Source organism: Flagellimonas olearia, assembly GCF_004150225.1.
Taxonomy (GTDB): Bacteria; Bacteroidota; Bacteroidia; order Flavobacteriales; family Flavobacteriaceae; genus Flagellimonas; species Flagellimonas olearia.
This window is the reverse complement of the sequence record NZ_ML142908.1, coordinates 598,430-619,177: the sequence shown is the minus strand read 5'-3', so window position 1 is coordinate 619,177 and position 20,748 is coordinate 598,430. Positions and strand designations below refer to the sequence as shown.

Here is a 20,748-nt window from a genome sequence, read left to right as displayed (position 1 = left end):
ATTATTCCTTTTTACCGATCAACGAAAAGTCCAAATGCCTTTTCATCAAATCGGTATCCTTGACCATTACATAGACCTCATCGCCCAGCTGATACATTCGTTTGGTCCGCTCCCCGATAATGGCATACTGGCGGTCGTCAAAAACATAGTAATCGTCCTTGATGTCCCTAATCCTCACCATTCCTTCGCACTTGTTTTCCACAATTTCAACGTAAATGCCCCATTCGGTAACCCCAGAAATCACACCCAAGAACTCTTGGTCTTTATGGTCTTCCATGAACTTGATCTGCATGTACTTCACAGAATCCCTTTCTGCATTGGCTGCCAAGAGTTCCATATCCGAAGAATGCTTACATTTTTCTTCATAAACCACGGATTTTGCCGACTTGCCCCCATCCAAATAATACTGCAACAATCGGTGGACCATCACATCTGGGTATCGTCTAATGGGCGAGGTAAAATGGGTATAGTAGTCAAACCCCAATCCGTAGTGGCCAATGTTCTCCGTGGTATAAATGGCCTTGCTCATACTACGAATGGCCAGGGTATCTACCAAATTCTGTTCCTTACTTCCCTTTACATCCTCCAAAAGCTGGTTTAGGGACTTGTTGACACTCTTTTTATCCTTAAGGTTTATACTATGTCCAAATCTGGAAATAACCCCGTTCAGGGCCATTAATTTTTCCTGATCCGGTTCATCGTGTACTCGGTATACAAAGGTTTTCTTTTGTTTGCCTATAAACTCGGCCACTTTCCGGTTGGCCAAAAGCATAAACTCCTCAATGAGCTTATTGGCATCCTTGGCCTCTTTGAAATAAACACTTTCCGGCTCATTCTTTTCATTCAGATTGAATCGTACCTCAATCTTATCAAATGAAATAGCGCCGGCATCCATCCGCGCGGTTCGCATGATCTTTGCCAATCTATCAAAGGTTAAAATAGCCTCTACGATCTCATCGGAAACCGTATACTCCTTTCCACGAATAGAAATATCTTCTGGAATTTGTGCTTCTCCGGTCTCAATAACATGCTGCGCCTCTTCATAGGCAAACCGTTCGTTGGAATTGATTGCCGTTCTACCGAACCACTGGTCAACCAACCGGGCCTTATCGTCCATTTCAAAAACGGCTGAGAAGGTATATTTTTCCTCATTGGGCCGTAGTGAACAGGCGTTGTTGGACAATACCTCTGGCAACATGGGAACCACCCGATCCACCAAATACACCGAAGTGGCCCTATTATAGGCCTCTTCTTCTAAAATGGTATCCGGGAGTACGTAATGGGATACATCTGCAATATGGATTCCAATCTCATAGTTTCCGTTCTCCAATTTTTGGAACGATAGGGCATCATCAAAATCCTTGGCATCCTTGGGATCTATGGTAAAGGTAAGTACCTCACGCATATCCCTTCGTTTGGATATCTCTGATTCCTTTATGGAAGTATCCAAGGTATTGGCAAACTGTTCCACCTCATACGGAAACTCGTACGGCAGCCCATATTCCGCTAAAATGGCATGGATCTCTGTATTGTGCTCGCCTGGTTTTCCCAAAACCTCAATTATTTCACCATAAGGTGAATCGGCATCACTGGGCCAGTCTCCTATTTGTACCAGTACCTTGTCCCCATCATTGGCCTTTTTCATCTTTTCCTGGGGAATAAAAATATCGGTATACATCCTAGAATCGGTAGGACGGACAAAGGCAAAGGTTTTCTGTTTGTCCAAAATGCCCACAAAGGAAGTTTTTTTGCGCTCCAACACTTTGGATATTTCCCCTTCCTGCTTTTTTCCTTTCCTTCTCGGTTTTAAAAACACTTCAACCGTATCGCCATGAAACGCTTTGTTCAATCGGTTGTAGGGTACAAAAATGTCATCTTCCAAATCATCAACGATAACATAACCGTTACCACTGGAGGTCAAATCCATTTTTCCCTTGAAATAGGTATGTACCGATGGTTTCTTTTTGTATTTTCCGCGTTCTTCCTCAACAATCCGATCACTGGACTTGAGCTGGCCCAATCGTTTAATGAGTTCATTACGGTCTTGGGTGTCCGTAATGCCAAGTTTGGAAGCTATTTGCTTGTAATTAAAGCTTTTGGATGGTTCTTTCTCCAGTACTGTGAAAATGCCTCTTGTAATCTCATTCTTCCGCTGACTTCTGGCCCTCTTCTTTTTCTTTGACATTTACATCTCTATTTTTTTGAAAAGTACAAATTATAATCCTTGAGGCACTATGATCTATGAACTAATCATAGTACTCAACCGCTTTTATCAACAATAATCAATATAATCTCTTTTCTTTCTTTTTTTAAAAATTAAAAATGGTGATTATGATAGTATGTTGAAATGTGGAATAATATTTCCGAAAAAAAATTGCTTTGAACAAGAAGAGAATTTTATTGACAATTTTTCAGTTATGAATATTTATAGAAATCAAAAGGTTATGTTTTTTATGAACGATTTTTAATAACCGTTTTCAACATGAATTTATTGAAAACTTAATATGTCTTTAATGTTAATTACGGTGAAATAATGTTTCCAATTGGTTGATTAATTTTTAATTGATTAGTGGTCGAACCAAAGGAAATTCTTCTATTGCAAGTATTTTTTAGAATTACAAAATTTAATTGCTCCAAGTTTTCTTAAAACGATCAACAAAATGGGTGAAATCGTAATTCCTTGTAAAACAATAAAATGCAAGAAGTGCGTGTTTTTTATCAACACACGCACTCAAAAAGAATCGTACCTTTGCAATCCACCATCTTAATACATGCACTATGAAAATTGCCATTGGAAACGATCACGCTGGAACCGACTATAAATTGGCCATTATAGGACTATTGAAATCCAAAGGTATTGATGTTGTCAATTATGGTACCGATGGTACAGACAGCGTGGATTATCCTGACTTTGCCCATCCTGTTGCGTCAGATGTTGAAGAAGGTAAGGTTGATATGGGAATAGTAATCTGTGGAAGCGGTAATGGTGCCGCCATGACCATAAACAAACATCAAAAGGTTAGGGGTGCCCTTTGTTGGAACAAGGAAATCACGGCCCTTGCGCGCGAGCACAACAATGCCAATATCCTAAGTCTACCTGCACGATTTATTGCCTTGCCACAAGCCTTGGACATGGTAGAAACCTTTTTGAACACAAAGTTTGATGGTGGTAGGCATGAACGAAGAATAGATAAGATTCCTTGCAGTTAAGAATTAAGGAAGTACCATTCGCATTGGTGCCGATCATTCCAAAATAGTATGGTCCAACATTCATGGAAATAGTTACCAAGACTTTTGACGAACTATCCAACATGGAACTCTACCAAATCATGCGTTTGCGAAGCGAGGTATTTGTAGTAGAGCAAGATTGTGTATACCAAGATTTGGACAACAAGGACCAAAAAGCGCTTCATGTGGTTGGATCAAAGGAAAATAAAGTGGTGGCCTATACCCGGATTTTTAAGCCTGGCGACTATTTTATAAATACCAGCATAGGTAGGGTAGTGGTAGCTGCCGATCAGCGTAAATATGGGTATGGCAAACAGATTATGGAGGCTTCTTTGGAGGTAATCACAGAAAGATTTCCCAACACCATTGTTGAAATATCGGCCCAAACCTATCTTTTAAAATTTTATACTGAATTGGGTTTTGAACGCATTGGGGACGAATACTTGGAAGATGGCATTCCCCATGTGAAAATGATAAAAAATTAGATCATACCAACCTTTTTGCAACCCCGATTTCAACTAAAAACTCCAGTCTTAGAACAAGATTTATAGGTTTTTCCACTTTGTTTGACGTAGAAAAAAAAAGAAATCCCTCTTTTTTGGGATGAAGGCTTTCCAAAATCAATTTTCCATTAGTTTGCGCGTTGTTTCGGATAACTTTGGTGAAATGCTCCTCTGTCAGATTTAAATCAACCAGATGGCCAATCAATTTTTTTCGGTTTACAAAGGTGATGTTGCATGAAGTGAACATCTTTTCTTCATCAGAAAAAATACTGGTGACCAAAGCATAAAAATGCGTTTTTTTGGAAGCATCGAACAGCCAACCTCGCTTTTGATCTCCATTTTTAAGATAAGAAAGCTCAAAAGCAAAAGTGGGCAAACTCTCGTTTACATAATCCAATTGGGCTTTCTCATCCACATAGAACAAATTTTTTGAGACTTTGTGCTCAAGGATAAGATCTATGCCCTGTCGCTGTTGTTTTAGATTTGAAACCCGCTTAAATGTATACTGCTTTAAGTGTTTTTCGTAATAGAAATCCAGTAATGGGGCCAGTTGTTTTTCTTTGGATAGATCGGATAGGAAATTACTTTTCAAGTTGGGATATTTTGTGGAACAGAGCAGAACCTATTTGTTCCACAATACCTACAACAAGGGCGTTACCCATAAAAAATGCCCGTTTGGCATCTGGGATTCCATCCAGTAAGGTGTGATTGTCGGGAAACATGTTCAACCGTTCCAGTTCAATGGGGGAGAGTCTTCGTAGTCCCTTGGAGGTTTGGACCACGTGCTTAAACCGGGAGGGCGACTTGCCCCCTTCTCCGGTTATAATGGTTCTGGAAGGTTGATCGAGTGCATCGGGAAACACCATGCTTCCCTCGCTATAATTGTATTCAAAACCTGTACTGGTCTTGCGTATTTCTTTTTTGGCCCCTTTTAAATATGTCCATTTTTCAAGATCATTTGTATTGATATACAAACTTGGGTCAGCCGACCCGTTCTCCAAAATATCTGAAAGCAATGTGCGATTCCCATCAAAGGAAGGAGCAGTTTTTTGGGTATATACCTTTCCATCAATACATAAACCAGTATTTAAAAAAGGAGATAATTTTTGCTCTGTGTTAAACTGTTGGGACAACGAAACCAAATCTTCATCCAAATCAAAAGAGACGAGGGGTTGATTTATATTTTCAATTGGAAAAGCGCTACAAACTACACCATCTTTGAACATCCAATCCTTTGGATTTGTCTTTTTGAGTGTGGAATAAAGAGGGGTGGATGTATGATAGGCTAGAAAAAAAACGCGCCTTCGGCGCTGTGGCATCCCGTAATCTGCGGCATTGATCACACGCCATTCCACAGCATAACCCAAATCGGATAAGCTGCGGAGCATAACCGCAAAATCACGCCCTCTTTGCGATGATGGAGACTTTAAAAGCCGATCCACATTTTCCAAAAAAAGGTATTTGGGCTTGGTCTTTTTTTCGGTCAGAATACGATGGATGGACCACCACAAGACCCCTTTTTTACCTAGCAGTCCTTTGGAATTTTTAAGTGAGGTGGCCACGGAATAGTCCTGGCACGGAAAACCGCCTACCAAAATGTCATGGTCGGGAATTTCTGTGGTGGGAACTTCCTCAATGTTGGTGTTGGAATGGTTTTCTGGACCAAAACGGGCCTCGTAGACCTTGGATGCATGCTGGGTCTTGGTCGAGGGTTCCCATTGATTGCTAAAAACTACTTTATAGTGTCCGGTTTTTTCCAGACCCAATCGAAAACCGCCCACCCCGGCAAAAAGTTCACAGACCTTGAGTTGTTGCATGCCCAAAAATAGGATTTATTCTATTTTTTTAAGGTCTGCATCGTATAATCCCACCAAAATACTGTTGCCCTTTTTATCCACTTTTACAGCGCCATATTCCGCAGATTCATATTTTTCCGCCTCTCCTTCTTGAAAAAAATAGGATTCCGCACCAATATTGATGTTCGATCGATTTTGGGAAGTGTATTCAATAAGATATTCGTTTTGGCCAAGCGGGGTCCTATCTTTTTGAAACCTTTTTTTCTGGGCAACCCCATGGGTATCCAAGTCCACTACGCAAAACCCGCGTTTGGGAATGCTGTCGCTGTTGATATCCTCTGAAAGGGTGTACCGCAACCGCATATAATCTCCCTGCATCAAGGACCGTGGGTCCACTGGGGCCAACTTCAAAAGAATCAGTTCACCCTGCTCCAAAAGTTGTTCTTTTTTGACAATGGAGTGATTGAAAAAGAAAAAAAAGGCCACGAGGTTGACCACAATGATGATTGTACTATACTTTTTCATTCCCACGGGACTTTTTGGTTAAAAACATATAAAACAGAAGAAAGACCACTCCAGATGAAAAAAGCAGCATGGATTTGACCAAGAGGGTCAAGTTAAGATCATAGTAATATTGTATGACGAAATAGATCAAGGCCACTACACCAATACCCAAACCTGTTTTGTGATGCACCCTAAAACTGAGTAATACAATTAAAAGCGCTCCCGAAATCGATGGGGCAAAAAGTGTGGGCAAAAGGGTTAGACCCGTGAGGGTATATATCCAAATCTTTGTGGTTTTGGAATCTACGCCAAGCGTTTTTGTAATAGGCCCAACCAGATATAATATGATTAAAATATGGACAAGGGAAGAAATCCAATTTAAGTTTTGGGATAGCGGGGCAAGTTGGTTGATACCCACAGCAACAAGACCAAACAGCAATGAAAAAATCAATCCTACGCGAAGCGGGCCATATACTTTGGACATCTTGGTCCCGGAAGTCAAGAATAGGGACTCATTAAAAGAACAATATGCCAAGGCCAGAGCGTAAAAGGCCAAGTAAAAATGGAGCAAATCAAACAAATCGTTGGAAAAAATCAAAACCAAAAAGCAAGAGGCAATGACCAATACCGATATAAAGGAGACGATATAATTTTGAACAATGAACAGGGAGCATAGGGCAATACTGATGACCAGAAGGGTTATAAGGTCTTCATGTAGATCAAATGAAGCCAAACCAAATGTTACCAGAACAATGCCAAGCACATAGATGGATGCCCCGAAGGTATCAATGAAAAGGGTGTCAAATTTTACATTCAATAGCAAGGACAGTGTAATAAGAATGCTTCCCAAAAGCAGCATTCCCAGTTCAGACTCATAGATGCCCAAAAGGGCCAAAAACCTAAAAAAAGCGAATGTGGCAAATAGGATTCCAAAAACAGAAAGCACCTTGATGACCAGATTGGACCTTCTTCTGTGCTGTTTGGTATATTCCTCTTTGATGGCATTTTCATCATATGAAAAAGAGGGGCCTTCATTAGCACCGATAGTATCCAAAAATCGTTTGATGTCTTTTACCTTGTCCATTTGCGCTGAATTTCCATTAAGGTTTTGATCAATACGGTGACACTGCCAATGATAAATAGGCCAATAATGAAAAACATTCCTGCCCCTTCCGAAGCATGTAAAAGCAAGTCGCAGATAATGAGGATTACACTAAAGCATATAATGGCCAAATAAAAGGTGTTATGAGCCTTTAATCCATACCAAACACCCAATCCATAAGAAATTCCTACCAATACAAACAGCATCCAAAACAAAGGTTCAGGATCTTCAAAAATACCCATTGAGACACCTATGGTCCCAATTACGGTTATGGCCAACGCAAGTAAGTGTGTGGACCACACTGGAAACCTTCGATCAGGCTTAAACTTTGAAATCAACAAAAAACCGATCAAGAAGAAAAGGTTGACGACAAACAGGAAGTTGATCACAAAAAGTTCTGACCAATCTTGGGCCACTTGGTCTGCATACAGAAAGATAGTGGTGTTGATCAGTGCAATATAGATGACCCACAAAGCGGCAAAGCGGGATATAATGACCCATAGCGAAATGAACAGGACCCAAGCCAAAAAGAAATCATACGCATTGGCCCCAGTTTGATAAACTTGGCCAAAAACAGCCAATGAGGCACCTACAAGTATTGCTGTTGCAGCAAGTAATACTTTTTTGACCAAAGGGTTTGTTTTGAAAAAAAGAACCCCAAGAGAAACCAAGAGCACCAAGCCCTCCAGTAACCCAAGCTTTATAAATTTATTGAGGTCGGCCCAATTGTAGGCAAAGAAAAAAATGATACCTGCAACCGTAAATGAAGCTCCAATGCCTAGGAACAAAATCCTTAAAAACGCAAGCCATGAGGATTTATCGGCATAAACAGTATCCGCCAAAGTTTTGGAAACATCATTTTCCGACCAATTGCTGCAACGGCCAATGATTTGAATATCTTCCCGTGTAATTTTAGACATATCTACTACAATATATTAAAAAAGGGATATGGACCATACATATGAGAGCCTATCATTTTTGGAATATATCCAGACAAAAAAAGGACACAACAATTACCGAAAAGACAAATAGACCTAATTTCATATAAAAACCTATAGTCTTCTGAGTGCCATGGTCGCCTAGATTTTCCAACATTCGAGAAATGGATGGATCATCGGGCAAATACATGATTTCCTTATCGCTCATCATGGATAGCTTGGCATTTTTCAATTTTTCCACCACTTTTTGATCTTTTCCCTTAACAATTTGTCCAGAATAATCCATAAAAGTGTAAAGAAACTCAACCTTCGGATTCTCATTGATCAATATTCCCGTATCCCTATATTCCTTGACTATTGCTGTGGTACCCAAACCTTTATAAAACAGGTCCCAATTTTGCAATTTGGTAGATTCTTTTACAAATAGGCCCATTCGTGTCAGAAGCCACCGAAGAACAATGGAAATGACCACAAAGGCAAGACCCAATTGCCAGACAGCTGAAGTAGCAAAAACCCGTTCGTATGTTTTGGGTAAAAGATAGATTCTTGAAAGGGCTTCGCCCACAAGAAAATAGCACCCAGCAATATATCCAATGGTGAGCAAACTGCAGAAGAGTACAAAAACCACGGAGGTCGGTTGCTTGATATACATGGGCAGAACTGGGTCGTGGGGTCGTTTGGTAAGGTCTAAGCCTACGTGGATTACTTTATCAGGCACAAACCGCTCCAATTGGGGCTGGTTGTCCCTAAACCTAATGGTCCTATGAATGGTATGACCCACGAAATTCTCCAAGACTATCTGGATTTCCAGCCAAGGATGTTTTCCGGGTTTTATGGTTTTTGCGGAGAGAATAGTGGCCTGCATTACAGGAACCAAACCGTTCTTTTGTGCGTTAAAAAATGAAAAATGTGTTCGAAAGCAATTTGATACCAAAACATAGAGCCAATAGAAAAGTATGAGGCCCACAAAAGCCAAGGTTATAAAGGTGTAGGTCATTGGGGTAAGATTTTGGGAAAAATACGGAAACAAGAACAAGAATACCCCCTGATCTGACCGTTGCGGGTTTTGAGTTGATGAAAAGGCCATTCTATTTGGCCTGTCGATGCGATATTACATCAAAAACAAAAACTTACCTCAGGATTTCCGAGTACTTGGAAGCATTGGAAAGAAGCTCCTTGGCGGTTAAAATGGCATCATCGTGCTGAAGATAGTAGGCATAAAGTCCGTCCTTGTAAAAATAACGGGTGATGATTTCATCTTCCAGATTCTTTTGGATTTCATTCTGATAGGTGTCCAAGGCCGATATTTTTCCGCGGTTTACAGCAAGGAGAAGGTCTTTGTATTTTTCCTGAACATCGGGACCTAGTAGGGTGTCATCAGCGTTGATGGATTGTTCCAATATGGACTCGGTTTCGGTTTGGAAGGAAAAATTCTGTTCCTGGGCGTATTTTTTGAAAGCAGTGTAATCTGAATCGGAGAAAGTAAAATCGTCTACCGAATCAAAAGAATGGTCGTAATAATAGTCCGTGGCAAAGTCAAAAACAATATTGTTTTGCTCCAAGGCATCTATAAGGGAATTGGTTCGTAGGGAATTGATGACCACATCGGGCATTACCCCGCCACCATCTTGGACCTTACGCCCGTTTCGGGTGGAAAACTCCTTAAAATTGGTGTTTCGCACGGCATTTCCTTCCTCATCCCTGTGCCAGTAATCCAAGGCTTGGATGCATCTGCCTGAAGGTGTAAAATAACGGGATATGGTGACTTTTAATTGGGTTCCATAGGTAAGCTTCAAAGGACGTTGAACCAGTCCTTTTCCAAAACTTCGGGCCCCCATGACCACGGCGCGGTCCAAGTCCTGTAATCCACCGGATACAATTTCACTGGCCGATGCGCTGCTACCATCCACCAAGACCACCAATGGAATATCTTCATCCTCAGGTTGATTTTTGGTACGGTATTCCTGATTGAACTTCTTGACTTTGGATTTAGTGGTGACAATGAGCTCACCCTTTGGGACAAAGAGATTCGTTACATTGATGGCTTCTGAGAGCAACCCGCCAGGGTTTCCACGCAAATCCAGCACCAATCTTTCGGCACCGCGGCCCTTTAGATCCTGCAGGGCAGATTTGGTCTGGCTGGAAGCCTTTCGGTTAAAACGGGAAAGTACAATATATCCGGTTTTCTCATCGATCATGTCGTAAAAGGGAACAGCATCCACTTCAACGCCTTCACGGGTAATGGTGGCTGTTTTGGTTTCCCCTTGCCTCACAAAGGTTACTTCCACACTTGTATTTGCCGCCCCTTTGAGAAGTTCTCCGGCATCATCGTCAAAATCGGAAACCCTGGTCTCCCCAATTTTTATAATTTCATCCCCGGCCTTTAGGCCGGCCTTGTCCGCGGCATACCCCTTATACGGTTCCACAATGAGCAGTTTGCTTTCATAGGACCGTACCACGGCCCCAATTCCTGAATATTCCCCAGCGTTATTGATTTTGTAGGCCTCTACATCCTGTTCGTTCAAAAACTGTGTGTAGGGGTCCAATTCGCCCAACATGTTCTTGATGGCAGAATCCATGAGTTCCGCGGGATTGGTCTCATCCACGTAGTTCATGTTCAGTTCCTTGAAAAGCGTGGTGAAGATTTCAATCTGTTTTGCGATTTCAAAAAAGTCACTCTTTACGGCAAAACCACTTGCCCCCACCAAAACGATTGCCGCCAAAATGGGAATGAGGAGCTTTTTTTTAGTTGTTGCTTTCATGGGATTCTTTTTTTAGAAAGGCTGCCAAAAGTTGTTTCATGGCGATGTCCAGCTCATCAAACGTGGGCTGTCTCTTGCCAAGGTATAAAAATAAGAACGCAAAGTTTCCCTCAATGTTGTTAAAAATGAGGGCTTTGTTAAGCCGGTAAGCCTCCCGTAAAAGTCGCTTTATACGGTTGCGATCAACGGCATGCCTAAACTTTTTCTTTGGTGCGACCACACCGACCTTGATTGATGCACCATCCTTAAAATTGGTGTTTCGGTAGATGAGCTTTATAGGAAATTCACTGATGTTTTTTCCATCCATAAAGAGGTCTTCAAAAACCTTTTTGCTTTTAAGTTTCTCTTTTCGTGGGAAAGTGTGCATCAGTATTTATCTAGAGCTTGGTCCAACAAAACAAATTGCCCTACCAAATTACTCAAATATACATTGGGAAAACCTATGGATTGGCTTGATATATATTGTTTTCAATATTTACATCGGCCATAAGCTGAGATGGATCTATGACCATGGCTTGGACATTTTCCACCGGCATGTCCAAAGTGAACTCATAGGTTGGATACGCCCAAGGCCAATCTTCCAAGGTTGTTCTTTTTAAATTTTGATAAGGGTTGTCCTTTTCACCGTACATCATTCGCAAGGGAATGTAATACGTGGTCTGGGAGCCGTCTGCCCCAACGACCAAAATATCCAAGGGCATGGGCATTTCACCAATGCGTTCCAAAGTGACCTTGGTTTTATCACCATCGGCCTCAACACTCTTGATGCCGTAATCGATGGTGTTGGTGGTCTGGGTCCAATCGGTGAGGTACCAACCCAATTGCATGCCCGATACTTTTTCGGCGGTTCGGATCACATCATTGGGCACGGGGTGCTTAAACTTGAAATCATCAAAATACTTGTGGATGGTCTCCATCAATTTATCCTGTCCGATGATATAGCCCAACTGCGAAAGAAAAACAGCACCTTTGCTATAGGCCGAAATACCATAGGCAAAATTGGTGGTATAGCGGTCGGCATGGGTGGATTGTGGCATTTCCAGACCAGAGTTCACCAAGGCGTAATACCCTTCATAGGAGCCCTTGAAAGGGTTTTCCGTGCTCTGGTCCATGATTTCACTCTTGCACAAACTACTGATAAAAGTAGTAAAGCCTTCATCCATCCACTCGTGTTTGGACTCATTGTTGGCCAATACATGTTGAAACCAAGAATGGGCCATTTCATGAACCATGACACTGACAAGGCCTCCAAAGTCCCTGCCCCCTGTGATCAAGGTACTCATGGCATATTCCATGCCACCATCGCCACCTTGAACCACGGAATATTGTTCGTAGGGATATTTACCGATGTTGTTACTGAAGAAACGCATCGCCTCTTCGGTTTTGGGTTGTAGTTTTTTCCAGTTTTCAATGATTTCTGGGTCATTTTTGTAAAAGAAATGAAGCATGGGCCCATCCTGCATTTTTAAAGTATCATGAATATATTCTGGGTCCGCGGCCCACATAAAATCATGTACGTTTGGCGCCACAAAATGCCAAGTGAGCGTTTTGCCCTTGGTCTTTACCTTGGTTCCGGGAGTTTCATATCCGTGCCCCACCTCATCAGGGTTTTGCAAATACCCCGATCCTCCTACGGTATAGGTTTTGTCCAAGGTGAGCTTTACGTCAAAATTGCCCCAGACTCCATGGAATTCCCGGGCAATGTACGGAGTGGGATGCCAGCCTTCAAAATCATATTCTGAAAGTTTGGGATACCATTGGCTCATGGAAAGGGCCACGCCTTCTTTGCTGTTTCTACCGGCTCTCCTGATTTGAAGGGGAACCTGACCTTTAAAGGTCATCTCCAAGGTGGTTTTTCCACCAGATGGTATAGGTTGGGCCAAATCTACCACCAATATGGTACCTTCCTCAACAAAGGAAACCGCTTGTCCGTCTTGGGTAAGACGTTCCACATGTAAATAACCCATTTCACTTTCCGAAAGGGAAGCAATGCGGCTTTTTCCGTTTTCCATCATTCGGTTATCGGGATCCTTTATGCTCTGCAGCCTCATATCCATTTCGCTCCCAGGTTGGAAAGCGTTATAATACAAATGATAAAAGACACGGTTCAATGCATCGGGAGAATTATTGGTGTAGACCAGTTTCTGTGTTCCGGTGTATTGATAGGTCTTTACATCCATGTTTACATCCATGGTGTAATCCACATGCTGTTGCCAATAGGCAGTATTCTGTGCAGAAAGGGTTGTAAGTGTCGTTACAACGGCAAAAAGAAATACGAGTAATTGTTTCATTTTATTTTGAATTGCTTTCCAGGGTCATTTTGCCTGTTGCAATGTTATCTGCCAAAAGTAGGGCATTGTAGGCATTGACCATTTTTCCAGATTTTGAAATATTGTTGAATGTGTCTGATTTTGAGGCATCACCGGCCAAGATTACGGAGGTTTTTGATCGAAGACCGGATTGCATGATGATATGCTTCACTTGTGTAGCTGAAAGATCGGGATAATACGAACGGATCAATGCGGCAACTCCGGCCACTGCGGGAGCGGCCATGGAAGTACCTCCCTGAAACTCATACGTGCCGTTGGGCATGGTGGAATAAATATCGTCCCCAGGGGCAAAAACATCTACGTTTTGTGCGCCATAATTGGAGAAAGTGGCCACCATTTTGGAACCATAACTGCTGGTAAGGGCCCCAACGGTGATGACGTTGTCAACGAATTCGGTAGCACCAAATCTATGGTCATTGGGGTAGTTGGGGTTTTCAGCGTTGTCCAGATTGTGCCCGTCATTGCCTGCGGCATGCACAATTAAAACATCCCTTGATGCAGCATATTGAATGGCATTGTACACCCATTCCGCTTTTGGGGAAAACGATTTTCCAAAGCTGCAATTGATAACCTTGGCCCCATTGTCAACGGCATATCGGATGGCCAAGGCAATATCTTTGTCATATTCATCCCCATTGGGAACGGCACGAACGCTCATAATCTCTACATTCTGTGCCACCCCATTGATTCCTTTTCCATTATTGCGTTCGGCGGCAATGATTCCCGCTACGTGGGTGCCATGGCTTTCGGAATCTACTTGGTTTTTTGGATTGCCATTGCCATAAGGCACATCGGCAATGTCATAAGGGTCATCGCCAACGGGAGCCCTACCATCAAAATCTTTGTTGAGGTTATAATTGACTTGATCGGCAAAATAGGTAATGCCTTCCTCAAGCTCATCCAAAACACTGGGAATGCTTTCACCATAGGTGAACATTTGGGACAAAATGGCAACACTCTGCTGCATTTGTTCAGTCTTGGCCTCTATGGCCAACAGCTCCTCTTTGGTATAGGTTTCTTTGCCAAGAGCTTCCTTAACGGTATCGTCCGCATTTTTAACCACTTGGAAAATCTGTTCGTACTGTTGTTTGTTCTGCAGGGCCTCTGGGTATTCACCATCCAAAAGAATGCGCGCCTTTGCCCTTTCGGAAGCATCACCCACATTCAACCGAAGCATTCTAACATACTCCAATTGCTCATTGTAGGCATTGCCAAGAAAGTTGTACCCGTGAATGTCGTCCACATATCCATTGCCATCGTCATCTTTACCGTTGTTGGGCTTTTCTCCCTTGTTGGTCCAGAGTACGCCACTCAGGTCTTCATGATCCAAATCGATTCCAGAATCCACCACGGCAACAATAACGGTCTTTCCTTTTTTGTTTTTGATGATTTCGTTGTAGGCCTTGTCCACGCTCATTCCGGGAATGGTATCCGTGATGAGGTCGGCATGGCCCCAGCTCTTTTTCTCTGCATCCGAAAGCTCAGAGATTTTTAAGGGGACGGTATCGATATTCTCCACAGGAGTGGAAACCAAGGTGGTGGTTGCACCACAACCCATCAAAAACAATGATGCGGAAAAGGAAGCAAGCGAAAGGATACGATAGGTACGGTTCATATATAAAAGTAAACAGTTATTGTTTGTTAAATATTTCATTGAAAGAGAACACTTCGTCCAATCGGACACCTTTCTCTGTCTGTTTTAAGGAGCAAAGCTGATTATGGGCATCGTGCTCAAAGAACAACAGCCAACCGTTCTCGGCAGCAGCATTTAAAAAGGCTGACTTTTCTTCAAGTGTCAACAATGGGCGGGTGTCATAACCCATCACATAGGGTAACGGAATATGCCCGATGGTGGGCACCAAGTCTGCCACAAAAACAAGGGTCTTGCCCTTATAGTTGATGTGAGGGAGCATTTGCTTTTCGGTATGACCGTCCACAAAGTGGATGCCAAATCCCAATTCCGATTTTTCCTGAAAGGATGCACTTGTCTTCTCTAGAAATTTAAGATGACCACTTTCTTCCATAGGAAGTAGGTTTTCCTTTAGAAAGGAAGCTTTCTCCCTTGCATTGGGTTCGGTGGCCCATTTCCAATGGGATTGGTTGGTCCAAAAAGAGGCATTTTTAAAAGCGGGCTCGTATCCTGTTCGGTCTTTGTTCCATTGTATGCTGCCGCCACAGTGGTCAAAATGAAGATGGGTCATAAACACATCGGTGATGTCATCCCTATGAAACCCCAATTTTTTCAAGGAGCCATCCAAGGAATGGTCTCCCCATAAATAATAATAGCTGAAAAACTTTTCAGATTGTTTGTTTCCCAGACCAGTATCGATCAAGATGAGTTTGTCACCGTCCTCAACCAAAAGGCAGCGAGCCCCCAAATCTATCATGTTGTTGGCATCGGCAGGATTGGTACGGTTCCAAATGGATTTTGGGACCACTCCGAACATGGCGCCGCCGTCCAATTTAAAATTACCGGTCTCTACAGGATATATCGTCATTCAGAAAACAAATGGCATGCAAAATAAGAAAAGCGCAATGCATATGGTTAAAAAATGCGGTTTTATTGGCCCTATTTTAACAAATCAGTGGAATTCAAGGGTTGTGCGAAATATACGCGAACAACAAAAAATTTATCCCATATGACAAATGGGATAAATTCTAAAAGAAAAGCAGTAAATTTCAAAAAAAACTAAGACCCATGCTTGAACTTGCGGGAATCATTATTCTTGGCATCATTGCACAGTGGGTGGCATGGCGGTTTAAACTTCCGGCCATTTTGCCCCTGATACTCATAGGATTGCTGGTAGGACCGGTATCCACCCTGTATACCGAAGACGGATCTAAGCTCATTGAACCTATATGGAATGGTGAAAAAGGGCTTTTCCCTGGAGACGGGCTCTATTATTTTGTCTCCTTGGCCATTAGTGTAATTCTGTTTGAAGGGGGTCTTACCCTAAAACGGGCCGAAATATCCAATGTGGGCCCGGTAATCACCAAATTGATCACCATCGGTACCATTGTGACATTTTTTGGAGCGGGAGTGGCCACCCATTATATTTTTGGACTTACATGGCAGATTTCGTTTCTTTTTTCCGCATTGATCATTGTTACGGGCCCTACCGTGATTACCCCAATTCTTAGGAACATACCTTTAAAAAAAGATGTCTCCGCCGTGTTGAAATGGGAAGGAATTTTGATCGACCCAATCGGAGCGTTGGTTGCGGTTTTGGTATTTGAGTTTATTAGTGTGGGTGAAGGGCATACTTTTACGCAAACAGCTTTGATAGAGTTTGGTAAGATTTTGTTGTTCGGAACCACCTTTGGGTTCACGTTTGCCCACGCACTGGCCTTTGCCATAAAGAAAGACTTTATCCCGCATTATTTGTTGAACGTGGTTTCCCTGTCCGCCGTTTTACTGGTGTATGTAGAGTCGGATATTTTTGCCCACGAATCGGGATTGTTGGCAGTGGTGGTCATGGGAATGGTGATGGGGAACATGAACTTGCCCAATCTTAAGGAGCTGTTGTATTTCAAGGAATCGTTGAGCGTACTGCTCATATCCATACTTTTTATACTGTTGTCCGCTAATATCAACATTGCAGATATGGAACTGATCATGAACTGGAACACGGTCGCTCTTTTTGCGGTGGTGGTATTTATCATACGGCCGTTGGGGGTTTTCCTGAGTTCACAGGGATCTAATTTAAAGCTCAATGAGAAACTCTTCATTGGTTGGGTGGGCCCAAGGGGTATTGTGGCCGCGGGCATTGCCTCCCTGTTTGGATCAAAGTTGTTGGCCAAAGGGGAACCCGGTGCGGAATACATCACCCCGTTGGTCTTTATGATTGTTTTGGGAACGGTATTGTTGAATGCCACTACGGCAAGGCTATTTGCCAAATTGGTGGGCGTATTCTTGAAAAAATCCGAAGGCATTTTGATTATTGGCGCCTCCAGGTTATCCAGGATTATTGGAAACTATCTGCGAAAGAACAACAGGCATGTAGTGCTGATAGACAACAACCAAACCAATGTGGACAAGGCACAAAAACTGGGACTGGATGCCATTACCGCCAATATATTTTCGGACACCCTAACCGATAACATTGAGTTGAACGACATGGGATATCTTATGGCCCTGACAGGAAACTCGGATATTAACGAGTTTGCGATATCCAAGTTCCAAAAACAGTTTGGGGAAAATGGTGCTTTCCGGTTGGTGAATACCGAAGAGGTGAACAACCCCGATGTCAACCCCAAGGAAGGATTGTTTTCGCATACGGATGATTTCATCAAACTCATGGACACGGTGCGAAAGTATCCTGCCATTCATGAAATTGATTTGAAGGACAAAGCGCATTACGACAGTTTGATAGACATTACCCAACAGGAAAATGATATCATCCCGGTATTTACCAAATCACCCAATGGAAGCATTGAGATCATCCCTGCCAACAGCAAAGACTTTGAACCCAAGGGAGAGGGGTACAAACTGGTGTATTTGGGGAAACGCTTTTCCACGGAAAAAGAACCGTCCTAAAAACTCATTTTAGGACATAAATACGGGCGAAATCCTTAAATTTTGCCCATCCGTCAATTCAAACGGGCCATCCGTCAATTCATAGACCTATTCTACGGCGGCTATGGATACCTTCCTCTTTGATTGTTAACCAATTAACAGGAACAATATGAAAACGGCACTATTTTCTGGTATTGTATTATGGGTTTTTGCATCTTGCTCTTTTGATGCAGAACGATTTATTGAAGAAAATTCAATTTTGGAAGAAGCTCCGGAAGTGAACAAGAATTTGGAGTGTTACTCCTGTATGGCCAAAGATGGTATTGAATTGGAGATTTGTGACCATCTGGACGGTACGTACACTCTATACCATGGCGACCTTGAAAAACCCCTTACCGAGGACGATTTGGAAGGACATTCCGCCAAGGACTTTGTGGGCATCGGATGCCAATTGGAAAACTTGGAACTATAGCATTGAACCTACTGAACATCAATTTTGAATATTTCTAAAGAATTATTTATTGACGGCACATGAAAATCAATGAAGCCTTAAAGGAGAAGAACAATCTTGTGAAAAAGCTCTTGGAGCTACAGAACAGGATAACCACGTATAATTGTATCATTGAAGGAAACCCGAGGGCTTATGACCCCAAAGAGGTGATGGAGGAGCTTAACAGCACCATGGAAAAGTTGGTGAACCTTAAAACAAGCATCACCCGGGCAAATCAACCGGTGCAGGATAAAATTTACCGCTTGTCCGAACTCAAAAGCCAAATACGCTTCCTGAAAAACATTCCGGTTACAGAAGGTAAGGCCCAGTCTGGAAAAAGTTATTATTCCCAACCCGAAACCTATGTCTGGGAATCAGCAATAAAAGCAAAAGAGCGGGACCAGCATATTTTGGAATTGGAAAAAGAAAAAGAAATTCTTCAAAAAGAATTAGACATTCATAATTATAATACCAGTATACAATAAAGTGTAGCATGGAAATGATACTGATATTCTATTCAAATCGAGTCAAATCAATATGAAATGATTGGGATATAAGGCAGATACGATTATGTTTCAAAATTTAATTATCAAGATTGCCGTCGTCATTGCTCAAAAGACATCAATCAAACTTCAGGATGCGAGTGATTGCTCGAACAAAATATAATGTTAATTCAAAGTACGTGCTACACCCCTTTTCTATGATATGCTTGCCCCTTAATCATTCAACTTTAAAACGGCCATAAACGCCTGTTGTGGAATTTCCACGTTCCCTACTTGGCGCATACGTTTTTTACCCTTTTTCTGCTTTTCCAACAGCTTTCGCTTTCGGGAGATGTCCCCACCATAACATTTGGCGGTCACATCTTTTCGCAATGCCTTGATGGTTTCCCTGGAAATGATTTTGGAGCCAATGGCGGCTTGGATTGGAATATCAAACTGCTGTCTTGGGATAAGCTCCTTCAGCTTTTCGCACATTTTCTTACCAATGGTATGGGCATTGTCAAAATGCACCAAAGCCGACAAGGCATCAACAGGCTGTGCGTTCAACAGGATATCTACCCGCACCAGCTTGGACACCCGCATACCAATAGGCGAATAATCAAAAGAGGCATACCCTTTTGAAACGGTCTTTAAACGGTCGTAAAAGTCAAAAACGATTTCGGCCAAAGGCATATCAAAAATAAGTTCCACCCGTTCCGTGGTCAAATAGGTCTGGTTAACAATCTGCCCACGCTTTTCAATACAGAGCGACATGACATTCCCCACAAAATCGGATTTGGTAATGATCGTGGCCTTGATGTACGGCTCTTCCACACGGTCCACGGTGGAAGGATCGGGCAAGTCCGAAGGGTTGTTCACAATTACAGCGGTTTCCCTGTCCTTGGTGGTAAAGGCATGGTAGCTTACGTTGGGTACCGTGGTGATCACGGTCATATCGAACTCACGCTCCAGACGTTCCTGGATGATTTCCATATGCAACATGCCCAAGAATCCACATCGGAAGCCAAAGCCCAAAGCGGCACTGCTTTCCGGGGTAAATACCAAGGAAGCATCATTGAGCTGCAGTTTCTCCATGGAGGAGCGCAGTTCTTCAAAATCTTCGGTGTCCACCGGATAGATTCCAGCAAAAACCATAGGTTTTACATCCTCAAAACCCTCAATGGCATTTTTGGTGGGGTTGGCGGCATCGGTAATGGTATCGCCCACTTTTACCTCTCGGGCATCCTTGATACCGGTGATCAAATAGCCCACATCCCCCGCGGAAATTTTATTTTTGGGCAACTGGCGCAATTTCAAGGTGCCAATTTCATCGGCCTCGTAGGATTTACCAGTGGCCACAAACTTAATTTTCTGTCCCTTTTTGATTTCTCCATTGATGACCCTAAAATAGGTCTCAACACCTCGGAATGGATTATAGACCGAATCAAAGACCAAGGCTTGCAAAGGCTCATCTATGTTACCTTTTGGAGCTGGAATACGCTCAATAATGGCATTTAGAATCTCCTCGATACCTATCCCTGTCTTGGCACTGGCCGGAATCACCTCTTCGGGTTTGCAGCCCAAAAGGTCTACAATATCATCGGTCACTTCTTCCGGATTGGCACTGGGCAAGTCCACTTTGTTGAGAACAGGAATGATTTCCAGATCGTTTTCCAGAGCCAAATACAGGTTGGAAATGGTCTGAGCTTGGATGCTCTGTGCGGCGTCCACCACCAAAAGGGCCCCTTCGCAGGCCGCAATGGAACGGGAGACCTCGTAGGAGAAATCCACGTGGCCGGGAGTGTCTATCAAGTTCAGGACATAGGTTTCCCCATTGTGCACATACTCCATTTGTATGGCATGGCTTTTAATGGTGATGCCACGCTCGCGCTCCAAATCCATATTGTCCAGCAATTGGTCTTGTTTTTCGCGTTCGGTGACCGATCCTGTAAAGTCCAATAAACGGTCGGCCAGGGTACTCTTACCATGGTCTATATGTGCAATGATGCAAAAATTCCTAATCTTCTCCATATCCATCGGTTGTCAATCCAAAAGCAGATTGATAGCAACTGCAAATATAGCTGTTTTAGCTGCCTG

At 42.7% G+C, this 20,748-nt stretch carries 18 protein-coding genes; 5 read left to right on the top strand and 13 right to left on the bottom strand.

All coding sequences use genetic code 11. From position 1 onward, the window contains the following. Position 1 precedes the first annotated feature (1 nt). Positions 2 to 2,185 (bottom strand): ribonuclease R, encoded by a 2,184-nt coding sequence (rnr, locus tag DN53_RS08050; protein ID WP_129653873.1) that lies wholly within the window; start codon positions 2,183 to 2,185, stop codon positions 2 to 4. A gap of 593 nt (positions 2,186 to 2,778) precedes the next feature. Here rnr and DN53_RS08045 point away from each other — a divergent pair. Both DN53_RS08045 and DN53_RS08040 read left to right on the top strand, forming a co-directional pair. Further along, complete coding sequence (locus DN53_RS08045; protein ID WP_129653872.1) at positions 2,779 to 3,210, top strand: RpiB/LacA/LacB family sugar-phosphate isomerase; 432 nt, start codon at positions 2,779 to 2,781, stop codon at positions 3,208 to 3,210. Between the two features lie 62 nt (positions 3,211 to 3,272). Then, positions 3,273 to 3,713 (top strand): GNAT family N-acetyltransferase, encoded by a 441-nt coding sequence (locus DN53_RS08040; RefSeq protein ID WP_129653871.1) that lies wholly within the window; start codon positions 3,273 to 3,275, stop codon positions 3,711 to 3,713. Position 3,714: 1 nt separating this feature from the next. Here DN53_RS08040 and DN53_RS08035 read toward each other — a convergent pair whose 3' ends face one another. The 11 genes from DN53_RS08035 to DN53_RS07985 all read right to left on the bottom strand — a co-directional run bounded on the left by DN53_RS08035 (position 3,715) and on the right by DN53_RS07985 (position 15,661). After that, entirely contained in the window at positions 3,715 to 4,323 is a 609-nt protein-coding gene (locus tag DN53_RS08035) for a hypothetical protein (RefSeq protein ID WP_129653870.1), read from the bottom strand. Next, positions 4,313 to 5,548: a DNA (cytosine-5-)-methyltransferase gene (gene dcm, locus DN53_RS08030; protein ID WP_129653869.1), complete on the bottom strand. Its 1,236-nt coding sequence runs from the start codon at positions 5,546 to 5,548 to the stop codon at positions 4,313 to 4,315. The genes DN53_RS08035 and dcm overlap by 11 nt, the downstream gene beginning before the upstream one ends. Positions 5,549 to 5,563: 15 nt before the next feature. Then, positions 5,564 to 6,052 carry a GDYXXLXY domain-containing protein gene (locus DN53_RS08025; RefSeq protein WP_129653868.1) on the bottom strand — a complete coding sequence of 163 codons (489 nt, stop codon included), beginning with the start codon at positions 6,050 to 6,052 and terminating at the stop codon, positions 5,564 to 5,566. Then, a complete protein-coding gene (locus tag DN53_RS08020; RefSeq protein ID WP_129653867.1) occupies positions 6,039 to 7,115 on the bottom strand; it encodes a DUF4401 domain-containing protein in 1,077 nt (358 codons plus the stop codon). The genes DN53_RS08025 and DN53_RS08020 overlap by 14 nt, the downstream gene beginning before the upstream one ends. Next, complete coding sequence (locus DN53_RS08015) at positions 7,103 to 8,053, bottom strand: DUF2157 domain-containing protein (RefSeq protein WP_129653866.1); 951 nt, start codon at positions 8,051 to 8,053, stop codon at positions 7,103 to 7,105. The genes DN53_RS08020 and DN53_RS08015 overlap by 13 nt, the downstream gene beginning before the upstream one ends. Before the next feature lie 52 nt (positions 8,054 to 8,105). Then, positions 8,106 to 9,068, bottom strand: a complete 963-nt coding sequence (locus DN53_RS08010) for a hypothetical protein (protein WP_129653865.1) — start codon at positions 9,066 to 9,068, stop codon at positions 8,106 to 8,108. A gap of 133 nt (positions 9,069 to 9,201) precedes the next feature. After that, entirely contained in the window at positions 9,202 to 10,833 is a 1,632-nt protein-coding gene (locus DN53_RS08005; protein ID WP_129653864.1) for a S41 family peptidase, read from the bottom strand. Further along, positions 10,817 to 11,200: a ribonuclease P protein component gene (rnpA, locus tag DN53_RS08000; protein ID WP_129653863.1), complete on the bottom strand. Its 384-nt coding sequence runs from the start codon at positions 11,198 to 11,200 to the stop codon at positions 10,817 to 10,819. The genes DN53_RS08005 and rnpA overlap by 17 nt, the downstream gene beginning before the upstream one ends. Positions 11,201 to 11,273: 73 nt before the next feature. Next, positions 11,274 to 13,124, bottom strand: coding sequence for a M1 family metallopeptidase (locus DN53_RS07995; protein WP_129653862.1), 1,851 nt, complete (start codon positions 13,122 to 13,124; stop codon positions 11,274 to 11,276). 1 nt (position 13,125) lies between these two features. After that, complete coding sequence (locus DN53_RS07990; protein WP_129653861.1) at positions 13,126 to 14,778, bottom strand: S8 family peptidase; 1,653 nt, start codon at positions 14,776 to 14,778, stop codon at positions 13,126 to 13,128. A 16-nt stretch (positions 14,779 to 14,794) separates the two neighbouring features. Further along, complete coding sequence (locus tag DN53_RS07985; RefSeq protein WP_129653860.1) at positions 14,795 to 15,661, bottom strand: MBL fold metallo-hydrolase; 867 nt, start codon at positions 15,659 to 15,661, stop codon at positions 14,795 to 14,797. Between the two features lie 200 nt (positions 15,662 to 15,861). On the opposite strand from DN53_RS07985, the gene DN53_RS07980 reads away from it, so the two are divergent. The 3 genes from DN53_RS07980 to DN53_RS07970 all read left to right on the top strand — a co-directional run bounded on the left by DN53_RS07980 (position 15,862) and on the right by DN53_RS07970 (position 18,654). Then, positions 15,862 to 17,700, top strand: coding sequence for a cation:proton antiporter (locus tag DN53_RS07980; protein ID WP_129653859.1), 1,839 nt, complete (start codon positions 15,862 to 15,864; stop codon positions 17,698 to 17,700). Positions 17,701 to 17,848: 148 nt separating this feature from the next. After that, a complete protein-coding gene (locus DN53_RS07975) occupies positions 17,849 to 18,151 on the top strand; it encodes a hypothetical protein (protein WP_129653858.1) in 303 nt (100 codons plus the stop codon). Positions 18,152 to 18,210: 59 nt separating this feature from the next. Continuing rightward, complete coding sequence (locus DN53_RS07970) at positions 18,211 to 18,654, top strand: DIP1984 family protein (protein WP_129653857.1); 444 nt, start codon at positions 18,211 to 18,213, stop codon at positions 18,652 to 18,654. 231 nt (positions 18,655 to 18,885) lie between these two features. On the opposite strand, the gene lepA is transcribed toward DN53_RS07970, so the two are convergent. Further along, the gene (gene lepA, locus DN53_RS07965) at positions 18,886 to 20,682 is read right to left on the bottom strand and encodes a translation elongation factor 4 (protein ID WP_129653856.1); all 1,797 of its coding nucleotides are present in this window, start codon (positions 20,680 to 20,682) and stop codon (positions 18,886 to 18,888) included. Positions 20,683 to 20,748 lie beyond the last annotated feature (66 nt).

Excerpts from the sequence above, each read along its gene's own strand:
- DN53_RS07990 (WP_129653861.1), bottom strand. The coding sequence starts at position 14,778 with ATGAACCGTACCTATCGTATCCTTTCGCTTGCTTCCTTTTCCGCATCA.
- DN53_RS07980 (WP_129653859.1), top strand. The coding sequence starts at position 15,862 with ATGCTTGAACTTGCGGGAATCATTATTCTTGGCATCATTGCACAGTGG.
- DN53_RS08040 (WP_129653871.1), top strand. The coding sequence starts at position 3,273 with ATGGAAATAGTTACCAAGACTTTTGACGAACTATCCAACATGGAACTC.
- rnpA (WP_129653863.1), bottom strand. The coding sequence starts at position 11,200 with ATGCACACTTTCCCACGAAAAGAGAAACTTAAAAGCAAAAAGGTTTTT.
- dcm (WP_129653869.1), bottom strand. The coding sequence starts at position 5,548 with ATGCAACAACTCAAGGTCTGTGAACTTTTTGCCGGGGTGGGCGGTTTT.
- DN53_RS08025 (WP_129653868.1), bottom strand. The coding sequence starts at position 6,052 with ATGAAAAAGTATAGTACAATCATCATTGTGGTCAACCTCGTGGCCTTT.
- DN53_RS07970 (WP_129653857.1), top strand. The coding sequence starts at position 18,211 with ATGAAAATCAATGAAGCCTTAAAGGAGAAGAACAATCTTGTGAAAAAG.
- lepA (WP_129653856.1), bottom strand. The coding sequence starts at position 20,682 with ATGGAGAAGATTAGGAATTTTTGCATCATTGCACATATAGACCATGGT.
- DN53_RS08005 (WP_129653864.1), bottom strand. The coding sequence starts at position 10,833 with ATGAAAGCAACAACTAAAAAAAAGCTCCTCATTCCCATTTTGGCGGCA.
- DN53_RS07995 (WP_129653862.1), bottom strand. The coding sequence starts at position 13,124 with ATGAAACAATTACTCGTATTTCTTTTTGCCGTTGTAACGACACTTACA.
- DN53_RS07985 (WP_129653860.1), bottom strand. The coding sequence starts at position 15,661 with ATGACGATATATCCTGTAGAGACCGGTAATTTTAAATTGGACGGCGGC.
- DN53_RS08010 (WP_129653865.1), bottom strand. The coding sequence starts at position 9,068 with ATGACCTACACCTTTATAACCTTGGCTTTTGTGGGCCTCATACTTTTC.
- rnr (WP_129653873.1), bottom strand. The coding sequence starts at position 2,185 with ATGTCAAAGAAAAAGAAGAGGGCCAGAAGTCAGCGGAAGAATGAGATT.
- DN53_RS08045 (WP_129653872.1), top strand. The coding sequence starts at position 2,779 with ATGAAAATTGCCATTGGAAACGATCACGCTGGAACCGACTATAAATTG.
- DN53_RS07975 (WP_129653858.1), top strand. The coding sequence starts at position 17,849 with ATGAAAACGGCACTATTTTCTGGTATTGTATTATGGGTTTTTGCATCT.
- DN53_RS08015 (WP_129653866.1), bottom strand. The coding sequence starts at position 8,053 with ATGTCTAAAATTACACGGGAAGATATTCAAATCATTGGCCGTTGCAGC.
- DN53_RS08020 (WP_129653867.1), bottom strand. The coding sequence starts at position 7,115 with ATGGACAAGGTAAAAGACATCAAACGATTTTTGGATACTATCGGTGCT.